Source organism: Thermodesulfovibrionales bacterium (assembly GCA_035622735.1).
GTDB lineage: Bacteria > Nitrospirota > Thermodesulfovibrionia > Thermodesulfovibrionales > UBA9159 > DASPUT01.
Map to the genome: position 1 here is coordinate 1 of DASPUT010000194.1, position 10,340 is coordinate 10,340.

The window sequence follows — 10,340 nt, forward strand, 5'->3', positions numbered from 1 at the left end:
AGCATCTCCGTTGCGGACAATGCGGCGCTGACTGGCCCTTCCGCCGTCTGGAGTGCGCGCGCTGCGGAGGCGGAGATCGTGATGCGCTCGAATATCTCTATGCCGAAGGCGAACGCGAACGAATGCGGGTAGAGGTCTGCGGCAGATGCAATGGGTATCTGAAGGTTATCGCGTCTTTTACGCCGACGCCGCCTGAAATGCTTGCCGTGGAGGACCTCGCAACGCTCCATCTGGACTACGTCGCTCAAGGTCGCGGCTATGCCCAGTCGCCGATTCAATAGTCTCCTCGCTCATACCCGAATCGGCTGTCGCGCAGAGAGTTCCCTTCTTCAGCCAAAAGGCCGCGGAATCGGCCAGTCACGCAATCTGCACCTGGGTATATCGCGCCTATAGAAAGGAAGGACCTACTGAAACCCTAAAACCTCAAGATCGCCCCTATGCCGCCGGAATCGGAGAGTTTCTGGTTGTCTCCGACCACTTCGACCGTAGCGCCCTGTCCGACCGCCTTCTGAACAAGGACATCAAGGAGATGATCTGCCTTCTCCATGATCTCCTTGCAGGAAGGACATTCTTTGATGTCCTGCGCACTGATAAACCTGCATTTGCAGGCATAGCCCGCAGGGTCATAATCGCGAAGGTAGATAAGCTTCGTCACCTTCCCTCCCTTCAGGGCGTCGAGGACATTCTCGAGACCGAGAACAGCATTTTCATTCTTCATCGCCTGCGTGATGAGCTTATCGACGGTCTCATCCTTCTTCCTTTTCTCATGCGCATTGATTACCGGTTCGACCTTTCCGAGAACTTCGTCCGTCCTTGCAGTCATACCCGCCTGGAAGGTTCCGATGATCTTGGAAGAGACAACCTTTGGCAGCAGATCTTTCGTCATGGAGAGGGCCTCGTCGGAGCCTCCGACCACGAGCCCGCTGATCTGCTCGCCGGCAAGAAAAGATTCAAGCTTCTTAACGACGTCCTTGAGGTGGAGTCCGACATGGTAATCGATATGCCTTTCGTAATGGTTCTGGGAAAGCGCAAACCAGCCGCCTTTCTTGTGTTTACCGGGGACATCGGGTGTATGGACCTCACTGTATTCCACGATCTCTCCGAGATGGATGGTAAATATCCGCGCCGATTCCTTGTCCACGAGGAGCACCGAATACCGTTGGTAGTGATCGAGGATATCGAGGAGCGGATTGATATAGGGAGATTTCTCAACCACGAGTTCACTCCTTACCGGCACCGAGAGATGGAACTCCTTCCAGAGAGAATTACGGACTGAGCTCACGATCACGAGACCTTTCTTGAATTGCCTCTTGTTGCCCGACACATAAGCGTCGATCCTTAACAGGTCCTCCTTAACAAGCTTATGGACATTCTTATCGAGCGACTCGACGGTATTCTTCAGCATATTCTTGAAGCGTATGGCAAAATCACCTTTCGGATTTGTGAGAGGATTCACATCGAGGTAAAGGCTCACAAAACAAGGAGCTTCATCACGGACCTGAGAGATCTCCTTCAGTTCGTTTCTGTCAAGCATTATTCCCTCCTTCTATGGTTCTGAAGATTTCAAAGACCGACAGGAACAGGGCAAAAACAAGGGGACCCATGATGAGCCCCAGGAACCCGAAAAACTTAATCCCGCCCAGAACGGTAAAGAATATAATCGCCGTCGGCATCTTTGTGCGGCCGCCGATTATGAGGGGTTTGAGGATGTTGTCGACCATGCTTATCACAAAAATACCGATGAGAACCAATCCGATGCCCTTCATGTAATCGCCTTCGTACAAGAAGATGAGGCTCGCCGGCACCCAGACGATCGCCGTCCCGAGAGCGGGAACGAAAGAGGCGAGCGCCATGACGCTTCCCCAAAGGACCGGTGAACCGACGCCGAGCAGGGCGAAAGAGAGACCTCCGAGCATGCCCTGCGCAAGTGCCACGATGACCCCCCCGTAGATAGTCGAAACGATCATATCCTTCGTGACCGCCGCAAGCCTGTCTTTCTGTTCTTCCGAAAAGGGCAGGTAATTTCTTATTTTCTGCAAGAATCCCGGGCCGTCCCTGAAGAGAAAAAACGTCGTGAATACCACGATGACGGCGTTTGCCGCCACACCAAGCAGGTTGGTAAATCCCGCCGACAATCTGTCGACGATTCCCCTCCCGAACTTCTCCGTATTGCTCTTGATGACCTCCTCGGCGGAGACCCCTTTCAATCCGAGATAGGGTTCGATCCTCTCGATGATATCGATAACCTTCTTATCAGACATGATCGTTTTCATTATCTCGACATTTCCCCTCTCGCTCTTGCTGATGAAATTACTCATCTCGTTCATGAGCGAAAAAGATATATAGGAGAACGGTCCGATAATCACGATGACGATGCATACGAGCGTGAGGAGAGAGGCGACCGCCTTAAATTTAAGATGTTTCAACACAAAGACATAGACGGGGTAAAAGACGACACAGAAGACCATCGCCCAGAGTATCGCGGTCAGGAAAGGCTGAAATATCTGGTACGTGAGATAACCGAGAGCGGCGATCATGAGGGACACCATGAAGAAGTAAAATCTATTTGCAGGCATGAGCATGCTCCACAAAGACCCTTAAGAGCATCGTCGACAACGCATCGTCAGAGCGTTCAGGATGCCACTGGACACCGCAGAAAAAAGGATACCCGGTCAGGAAGAACGCCTCGACGAGATCGTCATCGGAAAGAGCGGAGACTTCGAGCCCTTCACCGAGTTTCCTGACGGCCTGGTGATGAGAGGAATTGACGACGAATTCTCCCTTCATGGGTAGATCGTTCCCCTTTATCCTGTGGCATCCCTTTCTGTGGTCTATCGTCATCCCGAACTCGGAACCGATATCCTGATACAATGTGCCGGAAAGGGCGACGTTCATCAACTGCATGCCGTAACAGATGCCGAACACCGGTTTCCTCACTTTCATTATAGCCCCAAGAAGGGCAATCTCAAAATCAGACCGCTCCCTTGGAGCAAGCTTGAGAGTGGGATGCGGGCTTTCAGAGAAATAGGCCGGATCGATATCATCACCACCGGGGATGATCAAACCGTCTATGATTTTTGCGACTGAAGAGGGATCGAGGCCGTAGGGAAGAAGAACGGGCAGCCCGCCGGCCATTTGTACCGCTTCAGCGTACTCACGTCTGACCGCGAAGGACTCGCCGTCTCTGCCAATGGTGATACCGATAAGAGGCCGCTCTTTGAGCGGTTCATCTCCCATGTCGCAGTATCTTTCCCGACATGACGCCAGTCTGAGACCCCTCCCGGACAGCAGGCGACCCGTTCACAAAGACATAGGATATCCCTTCGGGCTTCAGGAAAGGCTCCTCAAAGGTGGCCCTGTCGATGATCCTCTCCTCATCGAAAACTACCAAATCGGCGATGAACCCTTTCCTTATCTGTCCCCTCTCTGTCAATCCGAAGGTTTCGGCTGGCAGCATCGTCGCCTTATGAATGGCCTCGCTGACGCTCATCTGCTTCTCGTCCCTCACATACCTTCCGATAAATCGCGGAAACGTGCCAAAACCCCTCGGATGTGGTTTTCCCCTGTGGGTCGGACCGTCCGAGGAACGTGCCGAACTATCGGAGCCTATCATCACATAAGGAAGGGAAAGGAATCTCCTGAGGTTGTCCTCATTCATCGAATGGAAGATCGCTCCGACCCTGAGCCGCTCTTCGAGGAGAATGTCGAAGAGAAACTCAACAGGCCTCCTGCCGACTCTTTCCGCGATATCCGAAAGCGTCCTGCCCTCCATCCATTTGTTCGATTCCCTGTTGAGCGACGATAGCGTTATGCTCTTCCAATAATCGTCAGTCGGATGTTCAGAGAGGACTTCATCCCGTATGCGGGTTTTGAGCGCTTCATCCTCAAGCCGCCTCATTTCGGCTTCCGCTCCCCCCGCATAGGTCCAGGAGGGGAGGACAGCGTCGAGGTCGGTTGAAGACGCAGTATAGGGGTACCGGTCAGCCGTAACGCTCATCCCCCCGCTCCGAGCTTCGTCGAGAAGGGTGACGGCACGGTCTATCTTCTGCCAGTTCTCCCGTCCCCCTGTCTTGATATGGGATATATGAACGGCAATACCCGCCGCTCTGCCGATTCTCAGCGTCTCTTCAATCGATTCGATCAGGGCGTCTCCCTCACTCCTCATGTGAGAGGTGTACAGGAGGGCGCTGATACATCGCGAGAGTCCGATGAGCTCCTCAGTTTCGGCGTAAACGCCGGGCGGGTATATGAGCCCCGTAGAAAGCCCTATCGCTCCCTCCCGGACGGCATTCCTGAGGAGCCCGCACATCCGCGCCTCCTCTTCTCCTTCGGGACTTCTCTCATCATACCCGACCACTGATGCCCGTATGTTGCCATGGCCCGCGAGCGTCGCAAAATTGATAACGAGCCCCCTCTCTTCAAGGAGACGAAAATACTCTCCGAACGTCGCCCACCTCTCCTTTATCCCGAGTTCCCGGAGATCAGTCTCACGGTATTTCGCTGCGTCTCCCAAAAGAGGTGCTGAAGACAGTCCGCAGTTTCCGTTTATCTCGGTGGTTATTCCCTGGAGCACTTTCCCCTCCGCGCGATTATCGGCAAGCAGGGTGAATTCAGAGTGGGCATGGGTGTCGATAAATCCCGGTGCTACGGAGAGGCCTTCAGCCTCGATAACCGTCTTTGCCCTATCCTTCAGCCGACCGGCAGGCAAGACTTCGGCGATTCTGTCGCCGACAACGGCGACATCGGCATCAACCGGATCACCGCCGGTGCCATCATATACCTTGCCCTTCCTGATCAAGATGTCAATTTCTCGTGTCATAAAGGTCGTCTCCAACAGAGAGAGAATAGTACGAAGGCCGCCACAAACAAGGCCGCCCGCACGACTTTCCATATCTCCTCGAAGCGGCACTCAATCAAGCCCTTCAGCAACGCAGTTGTCACTAGCCGATGTAAGAAATTCGCCTCTTCTTCAAGAGGCACCGAACAACTATCTCTCCTCTTTTCTCTCCCCGAATTCAGAAGCCTCTCCGATGCCCTCTGAAGGCACGAAAAACACTTCCGGCGAACGGATGCTCTCTGTAAATACCGGGATCATAAACGATACCAACTTTCTCATGCGGTCGCGAAAGCCCCTTGCGTCATTATGCCGGCGGAATTCCAGGAAAGAAGCAGAAAGGTGCCTGGATAACAGAGGGAAGGATTTCACCGTCAATCCCATGATGAGGAAAAACTCTTTTACGGGAATACCGATCTTTCCGAGCGGGCTGAAGAGCCTGTCGAGTTCCTGAACGACCTTTTCGAGAGGCAGGAGGAAGGTTAGTATCTTCGCCCCATAGATCATCGAAAAGACCCTCAGCGTCCTCAGACTCGCTCCGGCAACTCCTTCATCGGTAATGGAAAAGAAACCGCTGCCGTAGAGTATCTTCCCGGAATGGAAAAAAAGGTTCCCGCAAAACGTAAAGAGGAGGAAGAGTGATATCGGAATGAAACCGCTCCTCACTCTTCGGAAGGGAAGGAAGATGAGGGAAAAAGAGATAACTGCGGCTACCGCAATCTGGTAAGAGATATCCTGAACGATAAAAAGACTTATAGCGATCGCGACATAGAGCAGAATGAGCGCCATGACTTATCGTCCGTTCTTCGAAAAGGCGACCTTCTGCAGGTCCGGTGAGGAAGTGAGATATGTCTTGATGCCGGCGGCTATCGAACCGGCTATGACGGACCGGTAGGCATCATCTGCGAGCAGCCTCTCCTCTTCGGGATTGCTGATAAAGGATACTTCCGCGAGAATTGAGGGCGGCATGGACGGACCCATGAGGACAAAGAACATCGCCTGCTTCACGCCGAGGTTGACCGTCCTCCTGTGCAACTTAGCCACATCCGAATAGAGCGACGTCTGGACATAGTTAGCGAGGGCCACCGATTCGTCTCTCTTAAAATCCCTCTTGAGATCGCTGAGCATCTTGCCGACGTCATCGTTCTTGTACTGGGCCATTATCTCCTTCATCCTCTTCACGGAGAGGTAATTCTCTCTCGCAGCAACCCTGCTCGCCTCCTCTTCATTCGTCCAGTTCTGGAGATAGGTTTCGATTCCCCGTGCGGCCCTGTTCGGACTCGCGTTGGCGTGGATCGAGACAAAGAGGTCCGCATTGTTCTGTAAGGCTATGAGTGACCTCTCGGGCAGAGGGATAAAGACATCGCTTTCCCTCGTGAGAATAATCTCGATATTCGGCTCTTTCGATAATATCTGCCTGACCTTCAGGGCTATGTCGAGGACTACGTCTTTTTCCTGCAAGCCTCTCTTCCCGACAGCACCGGAGTCGTGACCTCCGTGACCGGGATCGAGAATGACGACCTTCTTGGACGATACGATCCTCTCGGACTTCTTTCTCGCGTTGACGTCAATGACGAGTTTCGTCGGGTCATCAAGGATATAGGCGCTATAATCTTCCATCATCTCGAGGTCGAGGACTATCCTGACGGTAGCCGCATCGAATTGCCCTGCCCTGACAGACTTCAGTATGCCGTCGCCAATAGGCAATTTCGTCTTGATTTCCTTGAGGACCCGTGCATCCCGGAGGTCAAAATAGAGCCTGTCAGGATCGGAGAGGCGTCTCTGGGTAAATTCGACGGGATGCGATAACTCAATGACGACCCGCGTGTATCCCTGAGAGGACCAGGAATGGATGTCTTTGACCACCGCCTTTTCGGCTGCTTCGGAAAAACAGGGGAAGCGAAGGATAATAAGAAAGAAGAAGATCGCCACAGGCAGCCTGTGACAGAGGGTTTTCACAGACGATGCATTACACCTCATTGAATGCCGTCTCCTTATCATACCGTCTGAACAGCGCCTATTTCCGGTATCTCCTTTCTCAAGGTCGCCTCCACCCAATTCTTCATCGTGAGGGAAGACATCGAACAGGTGCTGCAGGAGCCTTTGAGCCTCACGTAAACGATATTCTCCTTTATATCGACGAGTTCAATATCGCCGCCTTCCGACTTGAGACCTACCCTTATTTTCTCAAGTACCTCTTCAACTTCTTCCTTTAACATATTGTCTCCTCTGCTAATCATAATAAAAAGACGGCCATTATGCAAGCACTCTTTTATTTTCCGAAAGGACAGACGGGAAACCTGCATTCCCGGCAGTTAAGGCAGAGTCCTCCGTGACCGAGTTCCGCGAGTTCCTTTCTGCCTATGCGTTCACCGGCGAGTATCCTCGGAAGGATCAAATCAAGGACCGTCACCTTATGGTATATGCCGCAGGCCGGGACTCCGATAATCGGCACATCCTGTCCGTCTCTCTGTTCGTCCATGTAGCCGACTAAAATCATCGCACCCGGGAGGACCGCCGATCCGTAAGCGATACCGGTCGCACCGAGTCTCTTTACGGCAAACTTCGTCACATCATCAGGATCTACTGACATGCCCCCCGTTGCGATGAGCAGGTCCGCACCGGCATCGAGCAAGGCTCTCAGCCTCGACTCGATGAAACATTCATCGTCCGGGACATAATGCATGCCTACTACTTCACCTCCGAACTCCTCTATCTTTCCTGTAATAATAGTCGCAAAGGAATCCTTAATCCTTCCGGTATAGACCTCGCTGCCGGTGACAACGATGCCGGCCTGCGGTTTCCTCAGCTTCCTCACCTCGACCACTCCGGTCTTCCCCGCAATCGCGACTGCCTTTTCAACGACCTCTCTCTTCAGGACGAGAGGGATGGCCCTTGTGCAGGCGACCGCATGGCCTTTCTTCACCAAGGTGGCATCGTGAAGCGTTGCGCACATGACGTCTCCAAGCATGTTGAACTCGAGGAGGACCTCCTTATTGACCTTCAGAATCCCGTCCATCGCCGCAATAATCGTTATCTTTCCCTCCTTCGGCTCCCCATCCGCCTCGACGCCCTTCCCCATGAGAGCGGAGGCTAAGGCAGCCGCAGCATCGTCCTCATGCATATCGTCATCCGCGATGGTAAGTACAAACAGGCGCTCCTTCCCGAGTCTCCGAAGACTCTCGATATCTTCGGCGGCGACGATATGTCCCTTCCTGAACGCCCTCCCCTTAAACTCGTCCTTCCTGATCTCCGTGATATCATGTGCCAGGACAGAACCGACCGCCTCATCGATCGGGACCGTCCTGACGCCTGGTCTTATTCTCTTTTTATCGGTATGGATATCACACATGGAAGGTCCCTAGCCGCTCTCGCCGAAATATTCCCTAAACCTCTGATCGACGATCTCGCCGATCCCTTCTTCCAGCGACTCATACTTCCGCAGAAACTCCCGCGCACCGTCTGTGAGGGCTGCGCCCCCGCCGTTCTTTCCGCCGGCTCTTCTCTCTACGAGCTTAATGCCGACTCTTTCCTCCATCGCCTTTATGTAACTCCATGCCTTCCTGTAGGAAATATTTATCTCCCTCGCCGCCCTGTTGATCGAACCATAGGCATCAATCGCCAGGAGGAGATATTTTCTGCCCCGGCCAAAGACCGGCTTCCCTCCCAGCTCCAGCCAGATTTTTGATCTGATAGCCATACCGCTATGACTCGACTGCATAACGGACGGCGTTAAAAAAGACTTTCGCTCACCGCAGTACCCTCCGCTTGCACAGGGCCTGCAGAGCGTCTCTCCATTCAGATAGACCTCCCTCATATCCTGCACAGATTCGCCGCAGAGTATGCAACGAACTCTCCTGATAGGCCTGCCGGGCATGTCTTCAGGCCTTACATCGGGTGTAACCTTCCGCATAGCAAAGAGTTCCCCATTCGTCATCACCTTGTATGCCTCACACTGCGCGGCGTAGCGGCCCTCCGCCCTGACACAAAGGTGCTCCGCCTTCTTCCTGACATCTTCTTTCGCGACGACCCTCACCGCCCGACCAGAGCGGAGGTTCAGGAAGGTGGCAGCCATCTTGCCGTAATCCATGAACTTCAGTGTCCTCCGGCCGAGGCTGCAGCCGGTTACGGATTGAATCGCGTCCGTTGCACACCTATCCGTCTCCACGAATACGATAAGATTTTTTCGATCTCTTCCTCTCGGGTCCTCGATACCTATCTCTCTGAGCCCGAGCATCGACATCCTCACCCCGAGGACTTGCCCGGGGCAGAGATGACCATGAGTCTTCACGGCTTCTTCAAGAAGTCTGTCGAAATGGAAATGAGTTCGATCCATGCTGTCTCGTACCATAAATACTATCATATTTTTTCGCCGCTGACTTGGAAATTTGCAGAGGAGGAATGTGAATCCGCAGAGGAGCGTGACCGACTAGGGACCCGGCATGCCCGAACCTGCGAATCCCATACGCACTTAACGCCCGGGATGAGAAAGCATCTTGACGAAAAAAGGTGATAGAATAGTTTCAGGGGGGTTTAATGCTCGAGGTACTGTTTCTCTGCACGGGAAACTCCTGCCGCAGTCAGATGGCAGAGGGTTTTGCAAAGAAGCTCGGCAAGGATCTCTTTCATGTTCACAGCGCCGGGCTGATTGCCGCAGGCGTCCATCCCCGTGCTGTCACCGTCATGAGGGAGATCGGAATTGATATATCGAGTCATCGATCAAAGGAGATCGACGAAGAACAGCTGCGGAACGTGGATATCGTCATAACCCTGTGCAGCGATGCCGAAGATGCATGCCCCTGGACTCCGCCGGAGATAAAGCGTCTTCACTGGCCCATAAAAGACCCTGTCGGCTTCGTCGGGACAGAAGAGCAGATTATGCGTGACTTCCGCAGGGCAAGGGACGAGATAAGGGACAAGATAGAGCGCTTCATCAAAACCCTCCGCTCTTCTCCCCCTCACGCCTTGCAATAAGGTCGCATGATTCTTTACAATTTATCCAATGTCCACTCACCTGTATTCCGGAAGAGGGAAATTCTGCAAATCATTGACAGTCAACATTGTTTCTGTTACTTTCAGAAAGATGAAACAATGCCTGTTCTTCCTCTTCCTCTCCGGTTGCCTCTTCGCCGGTCGTGCCTACGGTCTCGATTTAGCGGGAATCCAGCCCCTTGCTCCCTACAGCGTCTTCTCAACATTTAGTGCGTACAGCCTCGAGAAGGGCAGAACCGGCATAGCCCTGGGTGCCGACATATCCCATCACCCCACCTTCTATAGAATCAGCGGCCAGTGGGGCTATGGCATCACGGATAAGGTTGAGCTGGAGATGACAATCCCCTATGCCATACAAGGAGAAAACTTGACGAACACTGCTCAAAAACCACTCGACGGGTTCGAGGATATCGGCATAGTCTTGAAATACCGTTTTTTCGATGAGGGAAAGTACGGTCCTGCGATAGCCCTTATCCTCGACGGCACCGTTCCTTCGGGAAAGGATGAATTCAGC

Annotated in this window: 12 protein-coding genes; 3 read left to right on the plus strand and 9 right to left on the minus strand. The window is 53.1% G+C overall.

The genetic code is table 11. The features are described 5' to 3' along the window. On the plus strand, nt 1-281 hold a 281-nt coding region (gene fdhE / locus VEI96_10380; protein HXX58395.1), incomplete at its 5' end, for a formate dehydrogenase accessory protein FdhE. 134 nt (nt 282-415) lie between these two features. Here the strand turns inward: fdhE and VEI96_10385 are convergent. The 9 genes from VEI96_10385 to VEI96_10425 all read right to left on the minus strand — a co-directional run bounded on the left by VEI96_10385 (nt 416) and on the right by VEI96_10425 (nt 9,170). Further along, nucleotides 416-1,534 (minus strand): Vms1/Ankzf1 family peptidyl-tRNA hydrolase, encoded by a 1,119-nt coding sequence (locus tag VEI96_10385; protein HXX58396.1) that lies wholly within the window; start codon nt 1,532-1,534, stop codon nt 416-418. Further along, nucleotides 1,527-2,576 (minus strand): AI-2E family transporter, encoded by a 1,050-nt coding sequence (locus VEI96_10390; protein ID HXX58397.1) that lies wholly within the window; start codon nt 2,574-2,576, stop codon nt 1,527-1,529. Before VEI96_10390 ends, VEI96_10385 begins: the two co-directional genes overlap by 8 nt. Continuing rightward, nucleotides 2,563-3,237, minus strand: coding sequence for a gamma-glutamyl-gamma-aminobutyrate hydrolase family protein (locus VEI96_10395; protein ID HXX58398.1), 675 nt, complete (start codon nt 3,235-3,237; stop codon nt 2,563-2,565). The genes VEI96_10390 and VEI96_10395 overlap by 14 nt, the downstream gene beginning before the upstream one ends. Beyond that, nucleotides 3,227-4,819: a D-aminoacylase gene (locus tag VEI96_10400; GenBank protein HXX58399.1), complete on the minus strand. Its 1,593-nt coding sequence runs from the start codon at nt 4,817-4,819 to the stop codon at nt 3,227-3,229. Before VEI96_10400 ends, VEI96_10395 begins: the two co-directional genes overlap by 11 nt. 168 nt (nt 4,820-4,987) lie before the next feature. Then, a complete protein-coding gene (locus VEI96_10405) occupies nt 4,988-5,623 on the minus strand; it encodes an energy-coupling factor transporter transmembrane component T (GenBank protein HXX58400.1) in 636 nt (211 codons plus the stop codon). A 3-nt stretch (nt 5,624-5,626) separates the two neighbouring features. Beyond that, nucleotides 5,627-6,814, minus strand: coding sequence for an N-acetylmuramoyl-L-alanine amidase (locus tag VEI96_10410; GenBank protein ID HXX58401.1), 1,188 nt, complete (start codon nt 6,812-6,814; stop codon nt 5,627-5,629). A gap of 17 nt (nt 6,815-6,831) precedes the next feature. Next, nucleotides 6,832-7,053, minus strand: coding sequence for a NifU family protein (locus tag VEI96_10415; GenBank protein HXX58402.1), 222 nt, complete (start codon nt 7,051-7,053; stop codon nt 6,832-6,834). Between the two features lie 53 nt (nt 7,054-7,106). Beyond that, nucleotides 7,107-8,186, minus strand: a complete 1,080-nt coding sequence (locus VEI96_10420) for a molybdopterin-binding protein (GenBank protein ID HXX58403.1) — start codon at nt 8,184-8,186, stop codon at nt 7,107-7,109. A 9-nt stretch (nt 8,187-8,195) separates the two neighbouring features. After that, nucleotides 8,196-9,170, minus strand: a complete 975-nt coding sequence (locus tag VEI96_10425; protein HXX58404.1) for an FmdE family protein — start codon at nt 9,168-9,170, stop codon at nt 8,196-8,198. A 200-nt stretch (nt 9,171-9,370) separates the two neighbouring features. Between VEI96_10425 and arsC the strand changes: the two genes are divergently transcribed. Together arsC and VEI96_10435 are read left to right on the plus strand one after the other, a co-directional pair. Then, nucleotides 9,371-9,808: an arsenate reductase (thioredoxin) gene (gene arsC / locus VEI96_10430; GenBank protein ID HXX58405.1), complete on the plus strand. Its 438-nt coding sequence runs from the start codon at nt 9,371-9,373 to the stop codon at nt 9,806-9,808. Nucleotides 9,809-9,917: 109 nt separating this feature from the next. Next, on the plus strand, nt 9,918-10,340 hold a 423-nt coding region (locus tag VEI96_10435), incomplete at its 3' end, for a hypothetical protein (protein ID HXX58406.1).

What these genes read in the sequence shown, in the direction of transcription:
- VEI96_10385 (HXX58396.1), bottom strand. Translation starts at nt 1,534, where the DNA reads ATGCTTGACAGAAACGAACTGAAGGAGATCTCTCAGGTCCGTGATGAA.
- VEI96_10390 (HXX58397.1), bottom strand. Translation starts at nt 2,576, where the DNA reads ATGCCTGCAAATAGATTTTACTTCTTCATGGTGTCCCTCATGATCGCC.
- VEI96_10395 (HXX58398.1), bottom strand. Translation starts at nt 3,237, where the DNA reads ATGGGAGATGAACCGCTCAAAGAGCGGCCTCTTATCGGTATCACCATT.
- VEI96_10400 (HXX58399.1), bottom strand. Translation starts at nt 4,819, where the DNA reads ATGACACGAGAAATTGACATCTTGATCAGGAAGGGCAAGGTATATGAT.
- VEI96_10405 (HXX58400.1), bottom strand. Translation starts at nt 5,623, where the DNA reads ATGGCGCTCATTCTGCTCTATGTCGCGATCGCTATAAGTCTTTTTATC.
- VEI96_10410 (HXX58401.1), bottom strand. Translation starts at nt 6,814, where the DNA reads ATGAGGTGTAATGCATCGTCTGTGAAAACCCTCTGTCACAGGCTGCCT.
- VEI96_10415 (HXX58402.1), bottom strand. Translation starts at nt 7,053, where the DNA reads ATGTTAAAGGAAGAAGTTGAAGAGGTACTTGAGAAAATAAGGGTAGGT.
- VEI96_10420 (HXX58403.1), bottom strand. Translation starts at nt 8,186, where the DNA reads ATGTGTGATATCCATACCGATAAAAAGAGAATAAGACCAGGCGTCAGG.
- VEI96_10425 (HXX58404.1), bottom strand. Translation starts at nt 9,170, where the DNA reads ATGGATCGAACTCATTTCCATTTCGACAGACTTCTTGAAGAAGCCGTG.
- arsC (HXX58405.1), top strand. Translation starts at nt 9,371, where the DNA reads ATGCTCGAGGTACTGTTTCTCTGCACGGGAAACTCCTGCCGCAGTCAG.